This is a genomic window from Streptomyces sp. A1136 (genome assembly GCF_004795055.1).
Taxonomy (GTDB): domain Bacteria; phylum Actinomycetota; class Actinomycetes; order Streptomycetales; family Streptomycetaceae; genus Streptomyces.
Genome location: NZ_SSBJ01000003.1, coordinates 235,523 through 259,130 on the forward strand (window position 1 = coordinate 235,523; position 23,608 = coordinate 259,130).

Consider the following 23,608-nt stretch of genomic DNA (forward strand, 5'->3'; position numbering starts at 1 on the left):
GCGGCGGTGGTCAGGAGGCGAAGAGCCGGACCGGCCAGTCGGCATGGACCTGCGCCGCGATGTCCAGCAGCGGCGAGGAGGCGGCCGGCAGTGCTTCCAGGCCTTCGTGCCGGGCCAGCAGGGCGGCGCTCGCGGCCCGACCGGACACGGCGTCGAGTTCGGGGGCGAGGCCGGCCAGGACCGCGCTCGCCTCGAAGGGATCGAGGCCCAGCAGTCGGACGGTCGCGGTCGCGGGACCGCTGACGCTCTCGTACGCCGCCACGTGCGCGGCGTCCAGCGGCCCGAGCCCGGCGGCCCGCGCCGTGACGCCGAGCACCACCGGCTGGTGGGCGCCGCGCGGGAAGGCGGCGGCCAAGGCGTCGAGTTCGGCGGCCGGCCAGGTGGCCCGGGCCGCCCGCAGCAACTGTCGGCCGAGCCGGCGCGCGGCCATCCGCAACGCGGGTGAGGGGGTCCGGGCGTCGGCGGCGGCGTCGAGATCCGCCGGGTCGAGGCCGTGGGCGGCGGCCGCGGCGAGGCCGGCGGCGACGAGGCCGGAGGTGTGCAGCCGGCCCCGGCAGAACTCCGCGAGCGTGGCGGCGTCGTGGATCCGACCCGCCTTGCAGGCCGCCTCCGCCCCGCCGGAGTGGGCGTGCCCTCCGGCGGGGAAGCGGCCGTCCGCGAGGACGAGCAGCGCGGCGAGGCTCATCGGCGGACGCCTCTCGGGGGAACGGTCCCCTGGGCGGAACGGGCGCCCATCAGAACAGGAAGTATCTCTGTGCCATGGGCAGTTCCGCCGCCGGCGCGGGCTCCACGACCTCGCCGTCGATGGTGACGGTGAAGGTGTCCGCGTCGACCTCGACCCTGGGCATGGCGTCGTTGTTGCGCATGTCCGTCTTGCTCACCTTGCGGGTGCTCTCGATGGCCACGAACCGCTTGTCGAGGCCGAGGCGTTCGGGCAGATCGTCGTCGAGGGCGGCCTGCGCCGTGAAGTTGAGCGAGTTGAGGGCCGGCGCGCGTCCCATGGCCCCGTACATGGGGCGGGGCAGGATGGGCTGCGGGGTGGGGATGGAGGCGTTCGCATCACCCATCTGGGCGTAGGCGATCTGGCCGCCCTTGACGACGACCTCCGGCTTGACCCCGAAGAAGGCGGGGGTCCACAGCACCAGGTCGGCGAGCTTGCCGACCTCGACCGAGCCGATCTCCCGGGCCAGGCCCTGCGCGACGGCCGGGTTGATCGTGTACTTGGCGACGTAGCGCCGCGCCCGGTGGTTGTCCGCCGGGCCGTCGCCGGGCAGGAAGCCGCGCCGCTTCTTCATCACGTGCGCGGTCTGCCAGGTGCGCAGCACGACCTCGCCGACGCGGCCCATGGCCTGGGAGTCGGAGGAGATGATCGAGATGGCCCCGAGGTCGTGCAGGACGTCCTCGGCGGCGATGGTGGAGGGCCGGATACGGGACTCGGCGAAGGCCAGGTCCTCGGGGACGGCCGGGTTGAGGTGGTGGCAGACCATCAGCATGTCGAGGTGTTCCTCGATGGTGTTGACGGTGTGCGGCCGGGTGGGGTTCGTCGAGCTGGGCAGGATGTTCGGCTCGGAGACCACGGTGATGATGTCGGGTGCGTGGCCGCCGCCCGCGCCCTCGGTGTGGTACGAGTGGATGGTCCGCCCGGCGATGGCCGCGAGGGTGTCGGCGACGAATCCGGCCTCGTTGAGGGTGTCGGTGTGGATGGCGACCTGGGCGCCGGTCTCCTCGGCGACGCTCAGACAGGCGTCGATGGCGGCCGGAGTGGCCCCCCAGTCCTCGTGGATCTTGAACCCGAGGGCGCCGCCGCGCAGCTGGGAGTACATGCCCTCGCGGGACATCGTGTTGCCCTTGCCGAGCAGGCCGATGTTGACGGGGTAGGCCTCCAGCGCCGCGAACATCCTGGCCAGGTGCCAGGGGCCGGGCGTGACGGTGGTGGCCTTGGAGCCCTCGGCGGGTCCGGTGCCGCCGCCGACGAGGGTGGTGATGCCGGAGGCGAGGGCCTCGTCGATCACGGTGGGGGCGATGAAGTGCACGTGGGCGTCGATGGCGCCGGCGGTGACGATCTTGCCGTTGCCGGCGATGATCTCGGTCTCGGGCCCGATGACCAGGGAGGGGTCGACCCCGTCCATGGTGTCGGGGTTGCCGGCCTTGCCGATGCCGCAGATCCGGCCGTCGCGGATACCGAGGTCCGCCTTGACGATGCCCCAGTGGTCGAGGATCACGACCCCGGTGATCACCGTGTCGGGGGCGCCTTCGGCGCGGGTGGTTCGGGCTTGGCCCATGGACTCGCGGATGACCTTGCCGCCGCCGAAGACGGCTTCGTCGCCGGATCGTCCGGGGCCGCCGCTGAGGTCCTGCTCGATCTCCACGAAGAGGTCGGTGTCGGCGAGCCGGATGCGGTCGCCCGTGGTCGGTCCGAAGAGGTCCGCGTACGTCCGGCGCGAGATCTCAGCCATCGAGCGGCCCTCCGGTTTCCCCGCGCAGGCCCGGCACGGTGCGCAGGCCGCCCAGCGGGACGAGTTCGACGGAGACGGGGATGCCCGGCTCGAAGCGGACGGCGGTACCGGCGGCGATGTTGAGCCGGAGCCCGTGGGCGGCGGCGCGGTCGAAGTCGAGGCCCGGGTTGACTTCGGCGAAGTGGTAGTGCGAGCCGACCTGCACGGGGCGGTCGGCGGCGTTGAGCACGGTGAGACGGGTGATGGCGCGACCTTCGTTCAGGCGCACCGGACCGTCCCCGAAGGCGATTTCGCCGGGGATCATGTGGGTGCTCCCGTTCAGACGATGGGGTCGTGGACAGTGACGAGCTTGGTGCCGTCCGGGAAGGTCGCCTCGACCTGGACGTCGTGGATCATCTCGGGGATCCCCTCCATCACCTCTTCGCGGCGCAGCACGGTGCGACCGGAGGCCATGAGCTCGGCCACGGTCCGCCCGTCGCGGGCGCCTTCGAGGATGTGCGAGGTGATCAGGGCCACTGCCTCGGGGTGGTTGAGGCGCACCCCCCGCGCCCTACGCTTCTCGGCCACGTCGGCCGCGACGTGGATGAGCAGTCTTTCCTGCTCGTGCGGTGTCAGTTGCACACGTATCACCAAGTTTCCGGGACAAGATCAACTTCGCGCCAAGAAGACCCTAATCGCCTTCAACACTTTGTTGACCTGCACATATCCGTGCCAAGCATGTCTTGCCCAACGCGGGGACAGGCTTTCCGTCCCGCACACCAGTGCTTTACCAGCCCATGGGTGATCATTGGTCGAAGCACACGGGCGCCAGAGTAGGACCCGCACTTTTCCGCCGAGTTAACCCACGTTTCCGAGAGGCACCCGGTTCACCCCCGGAAGTGGTGAATCGGGTCGACCTCGACGCGGCAGCCGGCGCGACATGGGGCTCGGGCGGCTCGACGGGACGGTCGAGCGGCTCCTCCCGCCCGCGCCCTCAGCAGCCGGTGACGGTCCTCGCCGGGGCCCCGGCCCTCCAGGGAAGGGCGATCCACACCGTCTTGCCGCCGTCCTCGGTCGGCGTGACCGACAGACGGCCGCCCGCCTCGGCGGCGAGCCAGCGGATGATGACCATCCCCCGCCCGTTGTCCTGCTGGACGGCGGCCGGCAGTCGTCGGGGACGGCGCGGGTGACTGTCCGTCACCCCGACCCGCAACCACTCGCCGCGCTCCAACCGGACGTCCACGGTGAAGGTGGGCGACTGCCCGAAGGTGTGCTGCACCGCGTTGGTCGCCAGCTCGGAGACGATCAGCCGGACGGTGTCGGCCGTCTCCGACTCCTCGGGCAGTCCCCATTCACCGAGCACCTCCGCGACGTACCGGCGGGCCGCGGCGACCGCGGCCGGGTCGCTCGGCAGAGTGACGGATGCTTCCTGGTGGTCTGCCATGGCGACGTCCCTTTCCCACCGGGGCGCAGCCGCCCCGGATCTACGCTGAGCGTCAGAGTGCACCCATCGTGCCGTCGTTTCCTTCGTTCCCCCAAGATATGCATATATCTGTCGCTCAATGCGGTGAACTCTGCTACGGAAGAGCGTATTTGGACGACAGACTGGTGCGAGGTGTGCCGGTGGAAGGAGAGCGGGTATGCAGCACGGTCCCGCGGTACGCCGCCGCAAGCTGGGCGAGGAATTGCGTGCGCTCCGTGACCGTACCGGCCTCACCAGTGGTGAGGCCGCCCGGTTGGTGGGATGGCACCAGTCGAAAATCAGCCGCATCGAAACGGGTCGAAGTGGCGTGAAAACGGAGGACATCCGGCTCCTGCTCGATGCCTACGGAGACCTGGTGAGCCCCCAACAGCGGGCCCTGCTGGAGGCGCTGGGCGCCTCGGCCGCGGGCCCCGGGGCCGGGGGCGGCGACCGTGCGCCCGGCCGCCAGTGGTGGCACGACTACCGTGGGCTGCTGCCCCAGGAGTACCGCGACTTCATCAGCCTGGAGGCGGGGGCCCGCTCCGCCCGGACCGTCGAACTCTCGGTGGTCCCGGGCCTGCTGCAGACGCCCGGATACGCGCGGGCCGTGACCCGGGCCGCGCTGGGCGGGCTGCCGGAGCCCAAGGTGGACGCCCTGGTCGAGGTGCGCCTGGCACGCCAGTCGGTGCTGCGGGCCGACCCCCCGCTCGAACTCAGCGCGGTGCTGGACGAGGCGGTCCTGCGCCGGCAGATCGGAGGGGACGGGGTCATGCGGGAACAGTTGCGACACCTGGTGGAGGTGGCGCGACTGCCCCAAGTGCGGCTACAGGTACTGCCGTTCAGTGTGGGGGGTCATCTCGGCCTGACCGGACCGTTCGTAATTTTCTCATTTCCGAACATCGCCGATCTGGACGTGGTGGTCCTCGACCATTTGACGAGTAGCCTCTACCTGGAGCGGAAGGAAGACCTTGAGGCGTACAGCGCCGCGTTCCGCACCATCCAGGCGCACGCCCTCCCGCCCCATGACTCGTCGGACCTGATCAGCTCTATCGCTGACGACGTGTAAGGAGGCACCCCCGTGTCCGCAACCCCCTTATCCACCCGCGGACTTCTGATCAGCGCGCGGTGGCGGCGGAGCAGCCGCAGCACCGGAATGAACAATTGCGTGGAAGCCGCCGTCCTCAGTGGTGGTCTCCTGGCCGTTCGCGACTCCAAGCGGACGGAGGGCCCGGCCGTGCTCTTCACCGGACCCGCCTGGGACGGCTTCCTCGCCTCGGTCCGGGCGGACGCCCCGGCCTGACGTTCAGCCGTCCGTGGCTCCGGCGGGAGCGGTCCGCAGGATCACCGCGACGGCCCGACTGATCTCGTCCCCCGTGAGATCGGCCCGGGCGGTCAGCCGCAACCGGGAAATGCCGTCCGGGACCGACGGCGGCCGGAAGCACCCCACGGACAGACCTGCCTCGCGGCAGTCGGCGGCCCAGCGCAGTGCCGCCGAAGCCGACGGGGCCCGTACCGACACCACGGCCGCGTCCGGCCGGGCCGAGGTCAGGCCGGACGCGGTGAGCCGCCCGTAGAGCAGGGCGGCCACCTCCCGAGCCCGCGCGGCGCGTTCCGGTTCCCGTCCCAGCAGGCGCACACCGGCGAGCGCCGCCCCCGCGGCGGCCGGGGCCAGCCCCGTGTCGAAGATGAACGTGCGGGCCGTGTTGACGAGATGCCGGATCACCTTGGCCGGCCCGAGCACGGCGCCGCCCTGACTGCCCAAGGACTTCGACAGGGTCATCGTCGCGACCACTCCGGGCGCGCCCGCGAGCCCGGCCGCGTGCAGCGCTCCCCGGCCGCCCTCACCCAGGACGCCGAGCCCGTGGGCGTCGTCCACCACCAGGGCGGCCCCCTCCTCCCGGCAGGCGGCGGCGTAGCCGGCGAGCGGGGCGGCGTCCCCGTCGACGGAGAACACCGAGTCGCTGACCAACAGGGACCGGCCCTGGTGCCCGGCGAGCGTCTTGCGCGCCGCGTCCGCGTCGCCGTGCGGGATCACGGCGACGTCCGCGCGCGCGAGCCGACAGCCGTCGACGATCGAGGCGTGGTTCCCCGCGTCCGACACGACGAGCGTGCCGCGGTCGCTCAACGCGGTGACGGCGGCGAGATTGGCCGCGTACCCGGACGAAAGGACCAAAGCGGCCTCGAAGCCGCAGAACGCCGCGAGTTCGCGCTCCAGCGTGGCGTGCAGCTCGGTCGTGCCGGTGACCAGGCGGGAGCCGGTGGCTCCGCCGCCCCAGCGCTCGGCCGCGCGCTGGGCGCCGGCGACCACCTCGGGGTGCCGGGACAGTCCGAGGTAGTCGTTGCTCGCGAGGTCCAGCAGCGGTGAGGAGGCCGGGCGCGGACGCAGCGTCCGGACGAGCCCGGCCCGCTCGCGCGCCAGGTGCGCCTCGTCGATCCAGGCGAAGACGTCCGGGGGCTCTGGGGGGTGCTGGAGCATCGGTGGGGTCCTCGCGTTTTGTCGGCTGTCCACAGGCCTGCTAGACCTTAGCCCGCCGGGACGCCAGCGCCGGGTGTGGCGATACACACACTGCGCTCAAGCGATGTTGTAGGATAACTCCTTGGCCGTGAGCGGTCGCGTGGTCCAGGATCGGCGTCATGGACCTGCTGAACACCCTGGTGGAAAAGGGGCTGCGGCGCGAGCTGCCGACCCGCGAAGAGGCACTCGCCGTACTGGCGACTTCCGACGACGAACTGCTCGACGTGGTGGCCGCGGCCGGCAAGGTGCGCCGCCAGTGGTTCGGCCGGCGAGTCAAGCTGAACTACTTGGTCAACCTGAAGTCGGGACTGTGCCCGGAGGACTGCTCCTACTGTTCCCAGCGCCTGGGATCGAAGGCCGAGATCCTCAAGTACACCTGGTTGAAGCCCGAGGAGGCCTCCCAGGCCGCCGCCGCCGGTGTCGCGGGCGGCGCGAAGCGCGTCTGCCTCGTGGCGAGCGGACGCGGTCCGACGGACCGTGACGTGGAGCGGGTCGGCAAGACGATCGAGGCGATCAAGGAGCAGAACGAGGGCGTCGAGGTCTGCGCCTGCCTCGGCCTGCTCTCCGAGGGCCAGGCGGAACGCCTCAAGGACGCGGGCGCCGACGCCTACAACCACAACCTCAACACGTCCGAGGCGACGTACGGTCAGATCACCAAGACGCACACCTACGCGGACCGGGTCGACACCGTACAAAAGGCGCACGCGGCGGGTCTGTCCGCGTGCTCCGGTCTGATCGCGGGCATGGGCGAGAGCGACGAGGACCTGGTCGACGTCGTCTACTCGCTGCGCGAACTGGACCCGGACTCGGTGCCCGTCAACTTCCTGATCCCCTTCGAGGGCACCCCGCTGGCCAAGGAGTGGAACCTCACCCCGCAGCGCTGCCTGCGCATCCTGGCGATGACGCGCTTCGTCTGCCCCGACGTCGAGGTCCGCCTCGCGGGCGGCCGTGAGGTGCACCTGCGCAGCATGCAGCCGCTCGCCCTGCACCTGGTGAACTCGATCTTCCTGGGCGACTACCTGACGAGTGAGGGCCAGGCCGGCCAGGCCGACCTCGACATGATCGCCGACGCCGGTTTCGAGGTGGAGGGCGCCGGTTCGACGACCCTTCCCGCACACCGCTCGGAGCGGGCGGCGGCCGGCGGCTGCGGCTCGCACGGCGCGGCCGGTTCCGTCTGCGGCTCGGCCGCCCCGGGCGACTCCGCCGACGCCCCGGGATGCGGTTCCGCGTGCGGCGGCTGCTCGGGTCACCCGGAGCCCTCCGCGCACCCGGCCCCCCAGGAGGCTCCCGTGCGCGCCCAGGCGGAAGCCGGAGAGGTGCGCTCGGACCTGGTGGCGGTACGCCGCCGCGGCGCGGGGACGGATCTCGCCCCCAATGCCTGATCAGCACGACGTGTCGGCCGGCGCTCTGCTGGCGCTGGACCGGCAGCACGTCTGGCACCCGTACGGCCCGATGCCCGGGCGGCAGGAGCCTTTGGTCGTCTCCTCCGCCGGGGGTGTCCGGCTGCGGCTGGGCGCCCCGGCCGGTGGTCGGGAGGAGTTGGTCGACGGCATGTCCTCCTGGTGGGCGGCCATCCACGGCTACAACCACCCGGTGCTGAACGAGGCCGTCACCGCCCAACTGGGCCGGATGTCGCACGTGATGTTCGGCGGGCTCACCCACGAGCCCGCCGTCCGGCTGGCCGCGAAGCTGGTCCAGATCACCCCCGCCGGTCTGGAGCACGTCTTCCTCGCCGACTCGGGTTCGGTCTCGGTCGAGGTCGCGGTCAAGATGTGCCTCCAGTACTGGCGCTCCCTCGGCCGTCCCGGCAAGACCCGGCTGCTGACCTGGCGCGGCGGCTACCACGGGGACACCTGGCAGCCGATGGCGGTCTGCGACCCCGAGGGCGGGATGCACGAGCTGTGGTCGGGGCAGTTGCCCCGACAGGTGTTCGCCGACGCGCCGCCCGGCGGCTTCGACTCCCCGCCGGACCCCGCCTACACCGCGCACCTGCGCTCCCTGGTCGCCACGCACGCGCACGAACTGGCCGCCGTGATCGTGGAACCGGTGGTCCAGGGCGCGGGCGGGATGCGCTTCCACAACCCCGGATACCTGCGCGTGCTGCGGGAGCTGTGCGACGAGTACGACGTCCTGCTGATCCTCGACGAGATCGCCACGGGCTTCGGCCGCACCGGCGCCCTGTTCGCCGCCGACCACGCGGGGATCACTCCCGACGTGATGTGCCTGGGGAAGGCGCTGACCGGCGGCTACCTCACCCTGGCGGCGACGCTGTGCACGGCGCGGGTGGCCGACGGGATCTCGCGCGGGGAGGTGCCGGTCCTGGCCCACGGGCCGACCTTCATGGGCAACCCGCTGGCCACGGCGGTCGCGCTGGCGTCCGTCGAACTGTTGCTGGGCCAGGACTGGGCGGTGGAGGTCAAGCGGATCGAGGCCGGACTGCGGGAGGGGCTGGCCCCCGCCGCGGCCCTGCCCGGGGTGAAGGACGTACGGGTGCTGGGCGCGATCGGCGTCGTCCAGCTCGACCACGAGGTCGACGTGGCCGCCGCGACGCGGGCGGCGGTGCGCGAGGGCGTCTGGCTGCGCCCGTTCCGCGATCTGATCTACACGATGCCGCCGTTCGTGACGGGTGACGAGGACGTGGCCCGCATCTGTCGTGCCGTCCGCGCGGCCGCCCAGGAGGGGTGACATGACGATCCTCTTCGTATCCGGTACGGGCACGGAGATCGGCAAGACGGTGGTGACCTCCGCGGTCGCCGCCGCGGCGGTCGCCGCCGGCCGGTCGGTCGCGGTGCTCAAACCCGCCCAGACGGGCGTCGGGCCGGACGAGCCGGGTGACGCGGCCGAGGTCGCCAGGCTCGCGGGACCGTCCGTCACGGCGCGGGAACTGGCGCGCTACCCGGAGCCGTTGGCCCCGGACACGGCGGCCCGCCGTTCCGGCCTGCCGACCCTTTCCCCGGCCGACGTCGCGCAGGCGGCCCGGAAGCTGGCGGCCTCGCACGACCTCGTCCTCGTGGAAGGCGCCGGCGGTTTGCTGGTCCGCTTCGACGAGGCGGGACACACGCTCGCCGACGCGGCGCGGCTGCTGGACGCGCCGGTCCTGATCGTCGCCCCGGCGGCCCTGGGTACGCTCAACTCCGCGGCCCTGACTGCGGAGGCGCTGGCGGCGCGGGAGCTGACCTCGCCGGGCGTGGTGATCGGCAGTTGGCCGGCCTCCCCCGACCTGGCGATGCGCTGCAATCTGGCCGACCTCCCGAGGGTGTCGGGCCTGCCGCTGCTCGGCGCGGTCCCGCAGGGCAGCGGCGCGCTGGCGCCCGCCGCGTTCCGGGCGGCGGCCCCGACCTGGCTCGCCCCGCCCCTGCACGGCGACTGGTCGGCGTCCTCCTTCACGGCCACCTGGCCGGCCTGAGCCCGGCGCCCGGCCCGGACGCGCCTGTGCTGGGGGCGCGGACCGGCCGGGGCGCCGTGGGGGCGGGCGCGGCAGGGCGCGACGGGGGGCGTTACGGCCGTTGTCGGCGCGGCGGCGCGCGCCGCCTGCCGGCTCGGTGCCCGTCTGCCGGCTCGGTGGCCGCCTGCCCGCTCAGTGGCCGCCGCGGGGCTCGTGGCAGCCGCCCTCCAGGTACACCCCGTGGACCTCGATCTTCACCGGCGGCCCCAGGTACCCCGTCACACACGGCCCGCTCTCCGGGACCGACAGCACGAAGGTCAGGTTCTCCGGCCCCGACCCGTACACGTCGCCGCTCTCGACCCGGTAGCCCAGCCCCGTCAGCCGAACGCGGAGCTCCTCCGTGGTGCGGGGCGTCCCCTTGCCGTCGGAACCGCCCAGCCCCGCCTCGATCCGCGCGGCGTGCGCGTCGCCCCGGCACCGGGCGGCGGGGGTGAGCGGGGCCTGGGTCTTGTACCCGTGGTTTTCGACGTACTTGCGCGCCGCCGGGTCCGTCGGCAGTTCGGCCGGGGTGCTCGCCGCGGTCGGGAGTGTCTCGGCCTTGCCCGCGCACCGCGCGGCGACCTCCGGGAAGAGCTTGTCGTGGCGCTCCACGGCGGCCGCGGCCCGGGCCGCGTAATCGATGCTCGGCGCCGCGGAAGGGGCCGCGGAAGGGGCGGCCGACGCTGCCGCCGGCCCGGCGCCCGGGGCTACTGTGGTCCCACAGGCGGTCAGCGCGAGCAGTCCCGCCGTGAGCAGCACGGTACGGGCCGGGTCGGTGCGGAACGTCACGGCGTCTCCAGGTCCTGTGGCGGCCCTACACACAAGGGCCGAGTCATCCGATTATCCGCACGGTTCGACCGGGGTTCCTGAGTACGCGTACTCACTCCCGCGGTCCCAACTCCCCCGCTGCGGCGGCCCGTAGCACACGCCACCGGCGGTCCCACCGGTTTCGCCGGCCGCCCGGACGGGGAACAGCCCGGCAGGGCAACCGCACCCGTCGAACCCGCCCGGAGGCCCGTCATGCCCGCTTCACCTCTCGGTTCGAATCCCGTCCACCACCCCCTCTTCGCCCGGTTCTACGCCCGCGTCAGCACCACCGCCGACACGCGGGGCGGTATCGCCGCCGTCCGGCACGAGCTCCTGCAAGGGATCTCCGGCCGCGTCATCGAGATCGGGGCGGGCAACGGACTGAACTTCGCCCACTACCCCCGCGCCGTCTCCGAGGTCGTCGCCGTCGAACCGGAGCGCGTCCTGCGCCGGCGCGCGGCCGCGGCGGCGCTGCGCGCCGAGATCCCGGTGGATCTGGTGCCCGGTGTCGCGGAGGCCCTCCCGGTCAAGAGCGAAGCCTTCGACGCCGCCGTCGCTTCGCTCGTGCTGTGCACCGTACGGAGCCTTCCGCGGGCGCTGTCCGAGCTCTACCGCGTACTGCGCCCGGACGGCGAGCTGCGCTTCTTCGAGCACGGTCTGGCGCCGGGGCCGGGCATGGCCGGCGTCCAGCGCGCCCTGGACCGGACCGTCTGGCCCCGCCTGTTCGGCAACTGCCACACCGCGCGCGACCCGCTGGCCTCGATCGAGGCCGCCGGGTTCCGGATCGTCTCGCAAAGAACGTTCCGCCTGCCCGAGCGGGGACCGGCGCTGCCGACCTCGTACTGCGTCCTGGGCACGGCCCGCCGGGGCGTCGACTGAGCCGTCCCCGCTGCCGGGACGGGGCGACCGACCGGCCTGCCCGGGGACCGCGGGGCGCGCTGCCGGTCCGCCGGGCCGCCCGACCGTGGGGCCGGTCCGACCGTGGGGCCGTCGGGCCTTTCCGTCGGCGTCAGCCCTCCAGCGGCTTGACCCAGCGCGTCCAGTGGTCCTCCGGGTGGTACCCGCCCGCCCGCCAGGCCGCGTGCGCCGGCGTGTTGCGGTCGAGCACCATCGCGTCGGCCCGCCGACCTCCGAGCTCGGAGAAACGCTCCTCCGCGGCGGCCAGGAGCGCCGCCCCGATGCCCTGCCTGCGGTGCTCCGGGTGCACCGCGAGCCGGTAGAGGTGGCAGCGCCAACCGTCGAACCCGGCTATCACCGTGCCGACGAGTTCACCGTCCCGGCGGGCGAGGAGCAGGGCGTGCGGGTCGCGGGCGTGCAATTGCCCGACGCCCGGCAGGTCGTCACTGATGCTCGCGCCCTCGGCGGCGGTCTTCCAGAAGGCCAGTACGGCGCCGAGATCCGCGGCCGACGCGGCGGCGATTTGAAGATCACTCATACGGCGATCCCAGCACCCGGCGGTTCCGGTCGAAAAGCACACCCCTTCCCCTTTGCCCATCCTTTACCATGTCGGGAACGTCCTCCCGACCGAAAGGTGTGAGCGTCCGCCCATGGGCGAGCCTCCCAGTACCCGTAGCCGATTCGCGCCGGCGCGACGTCGCGCGATACCCCCCCTCCTGACCGATCATGGGACGGAGGTGAGCGACCGATGACCGAAGTGCTCCTGCTCGTCCTGGCGGTGCTGCTCTGCCTCGCCTGTGGGGTGTTCGTCGCGGCCGAGTTCTCGCTGACGACCATCGAGCGCGGCGAACTCGAAGACGCCGTCGAGCGCGGTGAGCGGGGGGCCGAGAGCGCCCTGGCCGCCGTCCGCAGTCTGACGTTCCAGCTGTCCGGCGCACAGCTCGGCATCACCGTGACGGGCCTGGTCATCGGCATGATCTCCAAGCCCTCGATCGCCGCGCTGCTCAAGGGCCCGTTCCAGGCCGCGGGCCTGTCGGCCGGCGCCGCCTCCTCCACCGCCCTGGTGGTCGCCACCGTCCTTTCCACCGTGGTCCTGATGGTGGTCGGCGAGCTGGTCCCCAAGAACTGGGCGATCTCCTCCCCCCTCGCCATCGCCAAGCGGGTGGCCACCCCGCAGCGGGTGTTCAGCCGTGCGTTCAGGCCCCTGATCAGCCAGCTCAACAGGACGGCGAACCACATGGTGCGCCGGTTCGGCATGGAGCCGGCGGAGGAACTGGCCTCGGCGCGCAGTCCCCAGGAGCTGGTCGCCCTCGCCCGGCACTCCGCGAAGGCGGGAGCCCTGGAGAAGGACACCGCGGAGCTGTTCGTGCGGACCCTGAACCTGGCCGATCTGACCGCCGAGAACGTCATGACGCCGCGGGTCCAGGTCACCGCCCTGGACGTGCAGACCACCGCGGAGGACGTGGCGAACGCGACGCTGGCGACCGGCCTGTCCCGTTTCCCCGTCTACCGGGGCAACCTCGACAGCGTCGTGGGCACGGTGCACATCAAGGACGTCCTCGCGCTCCCCGCCGAGGAGCGACACGGCTATCCCGTGTCGCAGTTGCTGCGCGCGCCCCTGCTGGTGCCCGAGTCGCTCACGGTGGACCGACTGCTGGACCGGCTCTCCGGCAAGCAGACGATGGCCGTCGTGATCGACGAGTACGGCGGCACGGCCGGTGTGGCCACGCTGGAGGACATCGTCGAGGAGGTCGTGGGCGAGGTCCGCGACGAGCACGACCCGCACGAGACCCCGGACCTGGCCCCGGCCGGTTCCGACGATCAGGGCCGTCCGCTCTACTCGGCCGACGGCGCCGCACGCACCGATCAGCTGCGCAGGATCGGCCTGCGGGTGCCGGACGGCCCCTACGAGACGCTGGCGGGGTTGATGGCGACAGAGCTGGGCCGTATCCCGGAGGTCGGGGACCGCCTGGAGCTGGACGGCTGGCAGCTGGACGTGGTGGACGCGAGTGGACGCAGGGCGGCCCGCGTACTGCTGCGCCGGCCCGCCGACGACGAAGGTGCGGGGGACGCGCGATGACCGTGGTCCAGTTGCTGATCGGCCTGGCGACCCTGGTCGTCAACGGCTTCTTCGTCGGCGCGGAGTTCGCGTTGATCTCCGTCCGACGCAGCCAGATCGAGCCGTACGCCGAACAGGGCGACCGGCGCGGCCGCGCGGTGCTGTGGGGCCTTGAGCACGTGTCGGCGTTGATGGCGGCGGCGCAGTTGGGCATCACCCTGTGCACCCTGGTGCTGGGCGTGGTCGCGGAACCCGCCATCGCCCACCTGCTCGCGCCGGTGTTCGACTTCCTCGGCGTGCCGGGCGGGCTGACTCACCTCATCTCGTTCGTGATCGCGCTGGCCCTGGCGACGTACATGCACATGCTCTTCGGGGAGATGTTGCCGAAGAACGTGGCGCTGTCGGAGCCGGTCCGGACGGCGCTGTTGCTGGGGCCGCCACTGGTGACCCTGACCCGGGCGTTGAAGCCGGCGATCTTCGCCATCAACGCGTTCGCGGGCCTGCTCCTGCGCCTGCTGGGCGTGGACGCCAAGGACGAGGTCGCGGCGACTTTCTCGGACGACGAGCTGGCCCGGATGGTCAAGGACTCCAGTGCCGCCGGCCTCATCGACAACCGGGCGAGCGCGCGGCTGCACGACGCCCTGGAACTGGGCCGACGGCCGGTCACCGATGTGGTGCTGCCCGCGGACCGGGTGGTCCCGGCGCGTGAGGACATCACCCCGGCGGGGCTGGAGCGACTCGCCGCCACGTCCGGGTACTCCCGGTTCCCGGTGATCGACGCGCAGCACCGGATCCGCGGCTACCTGCACGTCAAGGACGCGCTCGACGCGGACGTGACCCAGCGAGACCGGCCGTTCCCCGCCTCCGCGCTGCGCCCGATCGCCCAGGTGCGGGCGGACACGCCGCTGGACGACGTGCTGACCGCCATGCGGCGCAGCCGGACACACCTGGCCGCGGTACAGGGGGCGGACGGTGCGATGACGGGGCTGGTGACGATGGAGGACGTCCTGCGCGAACTCTTCGGCAGACCGGCCACCACCTAGCCGCCGCCTTCGGGCGGTCGTGCGGGGCCGACCCTCGTGCGCGGCCATGCGCGGCCGTGCGCTGCGGTTCGCGGCGGTGCGCGTGGGGTGTACCGCGCGGTAGCATCGCTGCGCCATGGAGATGAATGCGTCCTACACCAGTCTCGTCGCGATCGGCGACTCCTTTACCGAGGGCATGTCCGATCTGCTCCCGGACGGCTCCTACCGGGGCTGGGCGGATCTGCTGGCCGCGCGCCTCGCGGCGCGGGAGCCGGGCTTCCGCTACGCGAACCTCGCGGTGCGGGGGAAGCTGATCGGCCAGATAGCGCGGGACCAGGCGCCCGTCGCCGCGGGGATGGGCGCCGATGTGGTGACCCTGGTGGGCGGCTTGAACGACGCGCTGCGGCCGAAGGTCGACATGGGTCGGGTGCGCGGGCACTTGGAGGAGGCCGTGGGCCTTTTGGCCCCGACCTGCGGGACGCTGGTCCTGATGCGCTCCCCCGGCCGCGACGGGCCGGTGATGGAACGTTTCCGCCCGCGCATGGAGGAGCTCTTCGCGATCCTGGAGGACCTGGCCGACCGGCACGGCGCGCTCCTCGTGGACCTGTACGGGGCACCGGTGCTCGGGGACCCTCGGCTGTGGGACGTGGACCGGCTGCACCTGACCGCCGAGGGCCACCGGCGCGTGGCGGAGGCGGTCTGGCAGGCCCTGGGCCTGCCCGCCGAGGAGGACTGGCGGGCCCCGCTGCCCCCCGGAGTGGCCCCCGGCTGGTCCGTGCGCCGGACCGAGGACCTCCGCTTCGCCCGGCAGCATCTGCTGCCCTGGATCGGGCGCCGGCTCACGGGGCGTTCCTCCGGCGACGGCCGCGCGGCGAAGCGCTCGGAGCTGCTGCCGTACGAGGCCCGCGAGCCCGACCGGCTCTCGTAGCAAGGCACAATCCGGGGCGGGTCGCCCACCTGCGTAAACGCACAGCGGCGGCCCAAGTAGAATCCCTACACGTGACAGCCAAGTCCCGCATCCCCAATGTCCTGGCCGGCCGCTACGCCTCCGCGGAGCTCGCCGTCCTGTGGTCCCCCGAGTACAAGGTGACGCTGGAGCGGCGGCTGTGGCTCGCCGTGCTGCGCGCCCAGAAGGACCTCGGCATCGAGGTCCCGGACGCCGCCCTCGCCGACTACGAGCGCGTCCTGGAGACCGTCGACCTCGCTTCCATCGCCGAGCGCGAGAAGGTCACCCGGCACGACGTGAAGGCCCGCATCGAGGAGTTCAACGCCCTCGCCGGCCACGAGCACGTCCACAAGGGCATGACCTCGCGCGACCTGACCGAGAACGTCGAGCAGCTCCAGATCCGGCTCTCCCTGGAGCTGGCGCGGGACCGCACGGTCGCCGTCCTCGCCCGTCTCGGCAAGCTGGCCGGCGAGCACGCCGAGCTGGTCATGGCCGGCCGCTCCCACAACGTCGCCGCGCAGGCCACCACCCTGGGCAAGCGCTTCGCCACCGCCGCCGACGAGCTCCTGGTCGCCTACGACCGCCTGGAGAACCTGCTGGCGCGTTACCCGCTGCGCGGTATCAAGGGCCCGGTCGGCACCGCCCAGGACATGCTCGACCTGCTGGGCGGCGACGCCGCGAAGCTCGCCGACCTGGAGCAGCGGATCGCGGCCCACCTCGGCTTCGCCCAGGCCTTCACCTCCGTCGGCCAGGTCTACCCGCGGTCGCTCGACTACGACGTGGTCACCGCTCTGGTGCAACTGGCCGCCGCCCCGTCCTCGATCGCCAAGACGATCCGCCTGATGGCCGGCCACGAGCTGGTCACCGAGGGGTTCAAGCCCGGCCAGGTCGGTTCGTCCGCGATGCCGCACAAGATGAACACCCGCTCCTGCGAGCGTGTGAACGGCCTCATGGTCATCCTGCGCGGCTACGCCTCGATGACCGGCGAGCTGGCCGGCGACCAGTGGAACGAGGGTGACGTCTCCTGCTCCGTGGTCCGTCGCGTGGCCCTGCCCGACGCGTTCTTCGCCTTCGACGGTCTGCTGGAGACCTTCCTGACCGTCCTCGACGAGTTCGGCGCCTTCCCGGCGGTCGTCGCGCGCGAGCTGGACCGCTACCTGCCCTTCCTCGCCACCACCAAGGTGCTGATGGGCGCGGTGCGGGCCGGGGTCGGCCGGGAGGCCGCCCACGAGGTCATCAAGGAGCACGCCGTGGCCTCCGCTCTCGCCATGCGCGAGCAGGGCGCCGAGCGCAACGAACTCCTCGACAAGCTGGCCGCCGACGAGCGGATGCCGCTGGACCGGGCCCAGCTCGACGCCCTGATGGCCGACAAGCTGTCCTTCACGGGCGCCGCCGGCGACCAGGTCGCCACGGTGATCTCCCGCATCGAGGACATCGCCAAGCAGCACCCGGAGGCCGCCGGGTACGCGCCGGGGTCGATCCTCTGACCCCCGACGAGCTGAACGCCGCCCGCGACCGCGTCGTCCCCGACGTGGTCGCGGGCGGCCTGCGCGTGCTCTTCTGCGGCATCAACCCGGGGCTGCTCTCCGCCGCGACGGGCCACCATTTCGCCCGCCCCGGCAACCGTTTCTGGCCGGTCCTGCACCTGTCCGGTTTCACCCCGCGCCGGCTGGCCCCGGCCGAGCAGGAAGAGTTGCTCTCCTACGGCCTCGGGATCACCAACGTCGTGGCCCGCGCCTCGGCGCGCGCCGACGAGCTGAGCACCGAGGAATACCGGGAGGGCGGCCGGCTCCTCACGGCCAAGGTGGAACTCCTGCGCCCACGGTGGCTGGCCGTGGTCGGTGTCACCGCGTACCGCGTCGCGTTCCAGGAGCCCAAGGCCAAGATCGGTCCCCAGGAGCGCACCATCGGTTCCACCCGCGTCTGGGTCCTCCCCAACCCCAGTGGCCTGAACGCCCACTGGACGGCAGCGTCCATGGCCGAGGAGTACGCCCGCCTCCGCGTCGCCGCCGAGGAGACCGATCAGGCACCGTAGACCTCGGTGCCCGGCCGGGCACGGACAACGACGGGGGCAAGGACGGCGACGGCAAGGACCACGACCCTCGGTGGGGCTACGGCGGGTCGATCACGGTGACCGCGACCATCAGCCGGTACGGGTCCTCCGCCTCCCAGTGGGCCACGCAGGCCACGAGCCACCGGTCCTCGGCCCGCCACAGGTGCACATGGTCGGTGCTGTTGCTGAGCTCCCCCCACGGCTCCGGCATCTCCTCCCCGTCGAGCGCCCGGTGCAGCGTTCCTTCGAGACTGAAGACCTGCGGTTCTCCCCACCGATCGGTGAGCGCCTGCTCCAGTGCCCCGTACTCGGCACTGATCTGGTCGGCCGCCTCGATCCGCCCCGAGCCGTCGTCCTCCCAGAAGTCCCGGGTCTCCGCGAGCTGGACCAGGTGGTATCCCGGCCCACTGCCGTGCCGGCCGGACCAGACGGGCTCCGAGGGGAACACCTGCGCCCGGAGCCGGTCGATCGTGTCGAGATGCTCTGCCGTGGTCATGTCGTCAGTATCCCGGCGGCCACTGACAATTGGCCCGACCTCACGCCGCCCGCCGGCGCACCGCCCCCGCGTCGAGCGCTGCGGCGATGAACTGCAGGGGCGGCGGAGTCGGGATCGGGGACATCAGGCGGCAACCGGGCCTTTCGCACCGTGAGTTCGAGGCAGGCCTGTTCCGCATCCCCGGCCTGAGACGACCGTGTGGATCCGGCCGAGGGGGGGCCGCTTCTCGCCGCAGCTCCGCGCGCGCAGTACGATCCGGCTGACAGGGCCGCTAGCTGGGAGGACACACGTTGGGGCAGCTGACCGGCGGGGATCCCTCTCTGCTCCGGCGCATCAATTCGGCCGTGGTGCTGCGCGCCCTGCGGGCGGCCGGATCTCCGACCCTCACCGACCTCACCCGGGTCACCGGCCTGTCGCGGCCGACCGTGGAGGGAGTCGTCGAAGGGCTGATCGGGGCCGGGCTCGTCGTCGCGGCGGACGCCGAGGAAGGTGCGCGGCGCCAGGGCCGACCGGCCAGGAGGTTCCGTTTCAGGGCCGAGGCGGGTCATCTGCTGGGCATCGAGATCGGCTCCCACAGGGTCGCCGTCCTGCTGTCCGGGCTGGACGGGCGGGTGATCGGCGCCGGCACCAAGGACGTCGCCGAGACGGCTTCGGCCGACGAGCGGTTGGAGCGGGTCCGCGCGGCGGTGGCCGACCTGCTGAGGCGTGCCGGCATACCCCGGGACTCGCTGCGGGCCGTGGGCGTGGGCAGCCCGGGCATCGTGGAGGCGGACGGCACGGTCCGCCTCGGGACGGCGCTGCCGGGCTGGACGGGGCTGCCGCTCGGCGACCGGCTGCGGCGCTCGTTCCGCTGTCCGGTGCTGGTGGAGAACGACGCCAACGCGGCAGCGGTCGCCGAGCACTGGAAGGGCGCGGCGCGCGACACCGACGACATGGTCTTCGTGATGGCGGGCCTGAGCCCGGGGGCGGGCTCGCTCATCGGCGGCCGGCTGCACCGAGGGTTCGGCGGAGCGGCGGGCGAGATCGGCGCCCTTCACCTGCTGGGACGCGAGGCCACCCCGGAGAGGCTGCTGTCCACCACCGGTGAGCCACTGCACCCGCTGGACGAGCCGGCGGTCGCGGAGGTCTTCGCGATGGCCCGGCGCGGGGACGCGCGTGCGGTGGCGGCAGTGGAGCGCTTCCTGCAACGGCTGGTCCACGACGTGGCGGCGTTGGTCCTGGCGATGGACCCCGAGCTGGTGGTGGTCGGCGGCTGGGCGGCCGGCCTGGACGGGGTGCTCGACCCGCTGCGCCGCGAACTGGAGCGGTACTGCCTGCGGCCTCCGAAGGTGGAGTTGTCGCTGCTCGGTGAGGCGGCGGTGGCCACGGGAGCGCTGCGGCTCGCGCTGGACCACGTGGAGGAAGAGCTGTTCGCGGTGGAGAAGACGGTGACGGCCCGCCGCCGCTGGTAGCGGCCCGCGATTCGTCCCGGCGCCGCGCGGCCGGCGGCTCCCGCGCCGTGGGTCCGGCGGGGGGGGACCGACGCCCCGCCGCTGCCGGCTGGGACCCTATGGCTCTACGGTCCCGGGGCGCTACGACCCCACGGCGCTAAGACGAAGCCACCGATCGCCCTCGGTGGCCGTCCCCCGGGCCCGCTGCCGACGCCGCCCGGTGGGCGCCCCGGGCGCCCTGCGCCTGCGGTCGCACGCCGTCCGCGTCCGGGAGTGGCAGGAGTGCCCGCCCCGCCTCAGGAAGCGGCGCGGGTGGTGTCCGTGATCTCGACGCCGGAGTCGCCGAAGGTCAGGCGGCAGGTGTCCGCCCGGTAGGTCGCCACCGAGACGGCCGCCGTCCCCTCGGCGGTGAAGTAACGGGTGGTGACCAGCAGCACGGGCGCGCCGGGCAGCCGGTCGAGTTCCTTGGCGTCGTCGGCGCGGGCCGAGCCGAGTTCCACGGAGCGGTCCTGCCCGTCGAGCGTGAGCCGCTGGAGTTCGCGTAGGACCGCCCGGGCCCGGGCGGGGCCGGTCGGGGCGTCGATGGCGGAGAGCCCGGGCACGGACCCGGCGGGAACGTACAGGAGCTCGGCGGCGACGGCCTGGCCCTGCGTGACGCGGGTCCGGCGTACCGTGTGCACCGGCTGCTCGGCGGTGAAGCCCGACCCGGTGGCCAGCAGCGTCCGGACGGCGGCGGGCACCACGGCCTCGACCGCGTCCACGCACTCCCAGCCGTCCACGCTCTCCCCCGGCCAGCTGTGGCCCGTGCTGCCGACGGCGACGCCCACCCGTGGCGGGGCGACGGTGGTGCCGACACCCCGACGCCGCTGCAGTCGGCCCTCCAGCTCCAGTTGCTCCAGCGCCTGGCGCAGGGTGGCACGGGCGACTCCGAAACGCGCGGCGAGCTCGCGCTCGTTCGGCAGCACCTCACCCACGGCGAAGTCCTGGTCCAGCGCCTCGCTGAGCACGGTCTTCAGGTGCCAGTACTTCGGCTCCGGCACCGATTCGAGCTGCGTGGTCCCCACCCTGACTCCTCCTGCAATCGCCGCAACGCCGTGTTCCAGCGGCAGTTCCGCACCGCAGTTCCGCGCCCTTGTTTATTAAAGGTTCCTGCACTATCCCTGCGACGATAGGACGGCGCTCCACCTTGGTCAAGACCAATGCTCGCCGCTTTGCCGGGCAGATCGGGCATATGTAGCAAGCCGTTCACAGGATGTTCGCGCGCACGGGAGGACCCCCCTTCGACCGCGCCCCGCCCTCGCGGACCCTCGGCCCCGCACCCGGATCCCGCGCCGCCGGGCCTTGCCGTCGGCGCCTACTGAGCGGTAGTCATTACTGACAGCCTGTCTCACGCGCGTCCACCCGACGAGGAGCAGCATGACCGCCACGGTCTCTTTCCCCATCGCCTCACCGCACGGCCCGCGCACCGCCACCGTCGCCTACGAACGCAAGGGCGCCGGCGAGCCGCTCCTCCTCCTGCACGGCATCGGCCACCACCGCCAGGCCTGGCATCCCGTGACCGACATCCTGGCCGTCGAACACGACGTCATAGCCGTGGATCTGCCCGGCTTCGGCCTCTCCGGCCCGCTGCCGCACGGCGTCCCCTACGACCTGGCCACGGTCGCCCCGGCGCTGGGCGCCCTGTGCTCCGCCCTCGGCGTGGAGCGCCCGCACATCGCGGGGAACTCGCTCGGGGGGCTGCTCGCGCTCGAAATGGCCCGCGGTGGCCTCGTCCGCTCCGTCACCGCCCTGTCCCCCGCGGGTTTCTGGTCGCAGGGCGAGCGCCGCTACGCCTTCACCGCCCTGCGCGCCATGCGCGCCGGAGCCCGTGCGCTGCCCCACCCCGCGCTGGAGCGGCTTTCCCTCACCGCCTCGGGCCGGGCGGCGCTCACCGGGACCATCTACGCCCGTCCGACGCGTCGTTCGCCCGCGGCCGTGGTCGCCGAAACGCTGGCCCTGCGCGGAGCCACCGGCTTCGACCAGACGCTGGCCGCGGGGAGTTCCGTACGGTTCACCGCCGACCTGCCCGGACTGCCCGTCACCATCGCCTGGGGGGACCGCGACCGGCTGCTCCCGCGCCGTCAGGGCGTACGCGCGAAGCAGACCATCCCCGGGGCCCGTCTGGTGCGACTGCCGGGGTGCGGTCACGTCCCGATGAACGACGACCCGGCCCTGGTCGCCCGAGTCATCCTCGACACGGCGCGCACGGCCTCGCCCGCGTCGGCGTCGGCGCCCGCGTCGGCGTCGGCGTCGGCGTCGGCGTAATCAGCTGACGGGTGTTCACCCGCGGTTCGCGTGGACGACGCGGCTGGGCCGGTGTGCGGCGGCACACTGGTCCGGCCCGCCCCCGCCGGCCCCTGGAGACACCCGATGGCACCCACGCCGCACACCCGACGGTCCGTGCTCGGCAGTTCGCTCGCCGTTCCGGTCGGCCTCGCCCTGTCGGGCGCGCTCGCCGCACCCGCCCTGGCCGCACCGCCGTTCGCCGCTGCCCGCAAGGCGCCCGCCCTCGCCCTGTCCGGCCGGCCCCGCGCCTCGTGGGGCGCCCAGTCCGGCGAGATCACCGCCCACTCCGCGACTGTCTGGACGCGCTCCGACCGCCCGGCGCGGATGTACGTCGAGACCTCCCCGAGCGAGTCGTTCCGCTACGGTGTGCGCCGCCACGACGGCCCCCTCCTCGGGCCCGGCACCGACTTCACCGGCACCACCACCGTGCGCGACCTGCCCCCCGGACGGCAGATCCACTACCGCGTAGTGCTCACCGACCCCGCCGACCCGCGCCGCACCGGCGAGCCGGTCCAGGGCACCTTCCGCACCACGCCCGTCTCCCGCCGCGCGGACGTGCGCTTCCTGTGGTCCGGGGACCTCGCGGGCCAGGGCTGGGGCATCAACCCCGACCTCGGCGGGTACCGCGTGTTCGAGGAGATGCGGCTGCTCGACCCCGACTTCTTCCTGTTCAGTGGCGACACGATCTACGCGGACGGCCCGATCCAGGCGTCCGTAGCGCGCCCCGACGGCAGCGTGTGGCGCAACGTCACCACCGAGGAGAAGAGCAAGGTCGCCGAGACGCTGGCCGAGTTCCGCGGGAACTTCCGGTACAACCTGCTCGATCGCAACCTCAGGGACTTCAACGCCCAAGTGCCGGTGCTCGCCCAGTGGGACGACCACGAGGTGCGCAACAACTGGTACCCGGGCCAGATCCTCGACGACCCCCGCTACGCCGTCAAGGACGTCGACACCCTCGCCGCGCGGGCCCGGCAGGCCTTCGGCGAGTACTTCCCCGTCACCGACCTGCGCGGCGGCCGTGCCGAGGGCCGGATGTACCGGGTGATGCGGTACGGCCCGCTGCTCGACGTGTTCGTCCTGGACATGCGGACGTACCGGGACGCCAACTCCCCCGGGACGCGGACCGAGGACCCGATCGGCATCCTGGGCGCCGAACAGGCGGCCTGGCTGGGGCGCGAGTTGTCCCGCTCCCGCGCCACCTGGAAGGTCATCGCCGCCGACATGCCGCTGGGCATCGTCGTCCCCGACGGCGCCGCGAACTTCGAGGCGGTCGCCCAGGGCGACCCGGGCGCGCCGCTCGGCCGCGAGCTCCAGATCGCCGGACTTCTGCGTCACATCAAGCACCAGCGCATCACCGGCACCCTGTGGCTCACCGCCGACGTCCACTACACCGCCGCGAACCACTACGCGCCGGAGCGGGCCGCCTTCACCGACTTCGCGCCGTTCTGGGAGTTCGTCTCCGGTCCCGTCGGGGCGGGCGGCTTCCCGGCGGGCCGGCTCGACGAGACCTTCGGCCCGCGGACGGCGTACGTCCAGTCGGCGCCGGTCGCCAACATGTCCCCGGCGGAGAACCCCCCGTATTTCGGGGAGGTGTCGATCGACGGCGACAGCGGCGAACTCACCGTCCGCCTGCGCCGTCAGGGCGGCGGCGTACTCTTCACCAAGACGCTTCAGCCGGGGCGCGTGGGGCAGCACACCTAGCGGCTTAACCAGTCGGTCACAGATCGTTCGCGGTCA

The 23,608-nt window shown here is 72.8% G+C and carries 24 protein-coding genes; 14 read left to right on the forward strand and 10 right to left on the reverse strand.

The window, feature by feature from the left end; genetic code table 11:
- Positions 1-10: 10 nt before the first annotated feature.
- The 5 genes from E6R62_RS04455 to E6R62_RS04475 form a co-directional block, all read right to left on the reverse strand.
- The gene (locus tag E6R62_RS04455) at positions 11-685 is read right to left on the reverse strand and encodes an urease accessory protein UreF (protein ID WP_136211532.1); all 675 of its coding nucleotides are present in this window, start codon (positions 683-685) and stop codon (positions 11-13) included.
- A gap of 49 nt (positions 686-734) precedes the next feature.
- A complete protein-coding gene (locus E6R62_RS04460) occupies positions 735-2,456 on the reverse strand; it encodes an urease subunit alpha (protein WP_136211534.1) in 1,722 nt (573 codons plus the stop codon).
- The gene (locus E6R62_RS04465; protein ID WP_136211536.1) at positions 2,449-2,760 is read right to left on the reverse strand and encodes an urease subunit beta; all 312 of its coding nucleotides are present in this window, start codon (positions 2,758-2,760) and stop codon (positions 2,449-2,451) included. Before E6R62_RS04465 ends, E6R62_RS04460 begins: the two co-directional genes overlap by 8 nt.
- 14 nt (positions 2,761-2,774) lie before the next feature.
- Positions 2,775-3,077 (reverse strand): urease subunit gamma, encoded by a 303-nt coding sequence (locus E6R62_RS04470; RefSeq protein ID WP_136211538.1) that lies wholly within the window; start codon positions 3,075-3,077, stop codon positions 2,775-2,777.
- Positions 3,078-3,429: 352 nt separating this feature from the next.
- Positions 3,430-3,879 carry an ATP-binding protein gene (locus tag E6R62_RS04475; protein WP_136211540.1) on the reverse strand — a complete coding sequence of 150 codons (450 nt, stop codon included), beginning with the start codon at positions 3,877-3,879 and terminating at the stop codon, positions 3,430-3,432.
- A gap of 196 nt (positions 3,880-4,075) precedes the next feature.
- On the opposite strand from E6R62_RS04475, the gene E6R62_RS04480 reads away from it, so the two are divergent.
- On the forward strand, positions 4,076-4,963 hold the full coding sequence (locus E6R62_RS04480; protein ID WP_136211542.1) for a helix-turn-helix transcriptional regulator: 888 nt from the start codon (positions 4,076-4,078) through the stop codon (positions 4,961-4,963).
- Between the two features lie 12 nt (positions 4,964-4,975).
- Positions 4,976-5,197 (forward strand): DUF397 domain-containing protein, encoded by a 222-nt coding sequence (locus E6R62_RS04485; RefSeq protein WP_136211544.1) that lies wholly within the window; start codon positions 4,976-4,978, stop codon positions 5,195-5,197.
- 3 nt (positions 5,198-5,200) lie between these two features.
- Here the strand turns inward: E6R62_RS04485 and E6R62_RS04490 are convergent, their stop codons facing one another.
- A complete protein-coding gene (locus tag E6R62_RS04490; RefSeq protein WP_136211546.1) occupies positions 5,201-6,373 on the reverse strand; it encodes an 8-amino-7-oxononanoate synthase in 1,173 nt (390 codons plus the stop codon).
- Between the two features lie 158 nt (positions 6,374-6,531).
- On the opposite strand from E6R62_RS04490, the gene bioB reads away from it, so the two are divergent.
- Genes bioB through bioD form a run of 3 tightly spaced genes read left to right on the forward strand, consistent with a single transcriptional unit; the run spans position 6,532 to position 9,818 of the window.
- Positions 6,532-7,794, forward strand: coding sequence for a biotin synthase BioB (gene bioB, locus E6R62_RS04495; protein ID WP_136211548.1), 1,263 nt, complete (start codon positions 6,532-6,534; stop codon positions 7,792-7,794).
- Positions 7,787-9,097, forward strand: a complete 1,311-nt coding sequence (locus tag E6R62_RS04500; protein ID WP_136211550.1) for an adenosylmethionine--8-amino-7-oxononanoate transaminase — start codon at positions 7,787-7,789, stop codon at positions 9,095-9,097. Before bioB ends, E6R62_RS04500 begins: the two co-directional genes overlap by 8 nt.
- 1 nt (position 9,098) lies before the next feature.
- Positions 9,099-9,818 (forward strand): dethiobiotin synthase, encoded by a 720-nt coding sequence (gene bioD / locus E6R62_RS04505; protein ID WP_136211552.1) that lies wholly within the window; start codon positions 9,099-9,101, stop codon positions 9,816-9,818.
- Positions 9,819-9,989: 171 nt separating this feature from the next.
- Here the strand turns inward: bioD and E6R62_RS04510 are convergent, their stop codons facing one another.
- On the reverse strand, positions 9,990-10,625 hold the full coding sequence (locus E6R62_RS04510; RefSeq protein WP_168713957.1) for a hypothetical protein: 636 nt from the start codon (positions 10,623-10,625) through the stop codon (positions 9,990-9,992).
- A 231-nt stretch (positions 10,626-10,856) separates the two neighbouring features.
- Here E6R62_RS04510 and E6R62_RS04520 point away from each other — a divergent pair, with 231 nt between their 5' ends.
- The gene (locus E6R62_RS04520) at positions 10,857-11,522 is read left to right on the forward strand and encodes a class I SAM-dependent methyltransferase (RefSeq protein WP_136211558.1); all 666 of its coding nucleotides are present in this window, start codon (positions 10,857-10,859) and stop codon (positions 11,520-11,522) included.
- A gap of 130 nt (positions 11,523-11,652) precedes the next feature.
- Here E6R62_RS04520 and E6R62_RS04525 read toward each other — a convergent pair whose 3' ends face one another.
- Positions 11,653-12,078 carry a GNAT family N-acetyltransferase gene (locus E6R62_RS04525; protein ID WP_136211560.1) on the reverse strand — a complete coding sequence of 142 codons (426 nt, stop codon included), beginning with the start codon at positions 12,076-12,078 and terminating at the stop codon, positions 11,653-11,655.
- 210 nt (positions 12,079-12,288) lie between these two features.
- Here E6R62_RS04525 and E6R62_RS04530 point away from each other — a divergent pair, with 210 nt between their 5' ends.
- From E6R62_RS04530 to mug, 5 genes are all read left to right on the forward strand, one after another.
- Positions 12,289-13,620 carry a hemolysin family protein gene (locus E6R62_RS04530; protein ID WP_136211562.1) on the forward strand — a complete coding sequence of 444 codons (1,332 nt, stop codon included), beginning with the start codon at positions 12,289-12,291 and terminating at the stop codon, positions 13,618-13,620.
- Positions 13,617-14,642 carry a hemolysin family protein gene (locus E6R62_RS04535; protein WP_136211564.1) on the forward strand — a complete coding sequence of 342 codons (1,026 nt, stop codon included), beginning with the start codon at positions 13,617-13,619 and terminating at the stop codon, positions 14,640-14,642. The genes E6R62_RS04530 and E6R62_RS04535 overlap by 4 nt, the downstream gene beginning before the upstream one ends.
- Positions 14,643-14,757: 115 nt before the next feature.
- Positions 14,758-15,549, forward strand: a complete 792-nt coding sequence (locus E6R62_RS04540) for an SGNH/GDSL hydrolase family protein (protein WP_136211566.1) — start codon at positions 14,758-14,760, stop codon at positions 15,547-15,549.
- Between the two features lie 71 nt (positions 15,550-15,620).
- Complete coding sequence (gene purB / locus E6R62_RS04545; RefSeq protein ID WP_136211568.1) at positions 15,621-17,054, forward strand: adenylosuccinate lyase; 1,434 nt, start codon at positions 15,621-15,623, stop codon at positions 17,052-17,054.
- On the forward strand, positions 17,051-17,602 hold the full coding sequence (mug, locus tag E6R62_RS04550) for a G/U mismatch-specific DNA glycosylase (RefSeq protein WP_136211570.1): 552 nt from the start codon (positions 17,051-17,053) through the stop codon (positions 17,600-17,602). The genes purB and mug overlap by 4 nt, the downstream gene beginning before the upstream one ends.
- 76 nt (positions 17,603-17,678) lie before the next feature.
- Here the strand turns inward: mug and E6R62_RS04555 are convergent, their stop codons facing one another.
- On the reverse strand, positions 17,679-18,116 hold the full coding sequence (locus E6R62_RS04555; RefSeq protein ID WP_136211572.1) for a hypothetical protein: 438 nt from the start codon (positions 18,114-18,116) through the stop codon (positions 17,679-17,681).
- Between the two features lie 290 nt (positions 18,117-18,406).
- Here E6R62_RS04555 and E6R62_RS04560 point away from each other — a divergent pair, with 290 nt between their 5' ends.
- On the forward strand, positions 18,407-19,567 hold the full coding sequence (locus tag E6R62_RS04560; protein ID WP_136211574.1) for an ROK family transcriptional regulator: 1,161 nt from the start codon (positions 18,407-18,409) through the stop codon (positions 19,565-19,567).
- A gap of 275 nt (positions 19,568-19,842) precedes the next feature.
- Here the strand turns inward: E6R62_RS04560 and E6R62_RS04565 are convergent, their stop codons facing one another.
- A complete protein-coding gene (locus E6R62_RS04565; RefSeq protein ID WP_136211576.1) occupies positions 19,843-20,610 on the reverse strand; it encodes a GntR family transcriptional regulator in 768 nt (255 codons plus the stop codon).
- A 352-nt stretch (positions 20,611-20,962) separates the two neighbouring features.
- Here E6R62_RS04565 and E6R62_RS04570 point away from each other — a divergent pair, with 352 nt between their 5' ends.
- Together E6R62_RS04570 and E6R62_RS04575 are read left to right on the forward strand one after the other, a co-directional pair.
- Positions 20,963-21,850, forward strand: coding sequence for an alpha/beta fold hydrolase (locus tag E6R62_RS04570; protein WP_136211578.1), 888 nt, complete (start codon positions 20,963-20,965; stop codon positions 21,848-21,850).
- Between the two features lie 105 nt (positions 21,851-21,955).
- Positions 21,956-23,572, forward strand: a complete 1,617-nt coding sequence (locus E6R62_RS04575) for an alkaline phosphatase (protein ID WP_136211580.1) — start codon at positions 21,956-21,958, stop codon at positions 23,570-23,572.
- Positions 23,573-23,608: the final 36 nt, after the last annotated feature.

Coding starts and splice junctions, on each gene's coding strand:
- E6R62_RS04575 (WP_136211580.1), top strand. CDS start 21,956: ATGGCACCCACGCCGCACACCCGACGGTCCGTGCTCGGCAGTTCGCTC.
- E6R62_RS04475 (WP_136211540.1), bottom strand. CDS start 3,879: ATGGCAGACCACCAGGAAGCATCCGTCACTCTGCCGAGCGACCCGGCC.
- E6R62_RS04540 (WP_136211566.1), top strand. CDS start 14,758: ATGGAGATGAATGCGTCCTACACCAGTCTCGTCGCGATCGGCGACTCC.
- E6R62_RS04520 (WP_136211558.1), top strand. CDS start 10,857: ATGCCCGCTTCACCTCTCGGTTCGAATCCCGTCCACCACCCCCTCTTC.
- bioB (WP_136211548.1), top strand. CDS start 6,532: ATGGACCTGCTGAACACCCTGGTGGAAAAGGGGCTGCGGCGCGAGCTG.
- bioD (WP_136211552.1), top strand. CDS start 9,099: ATGACGATCCTCTTCGTATCCGGTACGGGCACGGAGATCGGCAAGACG.
- E6R62_RS04465 (WP_136211536.1), bottom strand. CDS start 2,760: ATGATCCCCGGCGAAATCGCCTTCGGGGACGGTCCGGTGCGCCTGAAC.
- E6R62_RS04525 (WP_136211560.1), bottom strand. CDS start 12,078: ATGAGTGATCTTCAAATCGCCGCCGCGTCGGCCGCGGATCTCGGCGCC.
- E6R62_RS04535 (WP_136211564.1), top strand. CDS start 13,617: ATGACCGTGGTCCAGTTGCTGATCGGCCTGGCGACCCTGGTCGTCAAC.
- E6R62_RS04480 (WP_136211542.1), top strand. CDS start 4,076: ATGCAGCACGGTCCCGCGGTACGCCGCCGCAAGCTGGGCGAGGAATTG.
- E6R62_RS04570 (WP_136211578.1), top strand. CDS start 20,963: ATGACCGCCACGGTCTCTTTCCCCATCGCCTCACCGCACGGCCCGCGC.
- E6R62_RS04455 (WP_136211532.1), bottom strand. CDS start 685: ATGAGCCTCGCCGCGCTGCTCGTCCTCGCGGACGGCCGCTTCCCCGCC.
- E6R62_RS04490 (WP_136211546.1), bottom strand. CDS start 6,373: ATGCTCCAGCACCCCCCAGAGCCCCCGGACGTCTTCGCCTGGATCGAC.
- E6R62_RS04460 (WP_136211534.1), bottom strand. CDS start 2,456: ATGGCTGAGATCTCGCGCCGGACGTACGCGGACCTCTTCGGACCGACC.
- E6R62_RS04530 (WP_136211562.1), top strand. CDS start 12,289: ATGACCGAAGTGCTCCTGCTCGTCCTGGCGGTGCTGCTCTGCCTCGCC.
- E6R62_RS04555 (WP_136211572.1), bottom strand. CDS start 18,116: ATGACCACGGCAGAGCATCTCGACACGATCGACCGGCTCCGGGCGCAG.
- E6R62_RS04500 (WP_136211550.1), top strand. CDS start 7,787: ATGCCTGATCAGCACGACGTGTCGGCCGGCGCTCTGCTGGCGCTGGAC.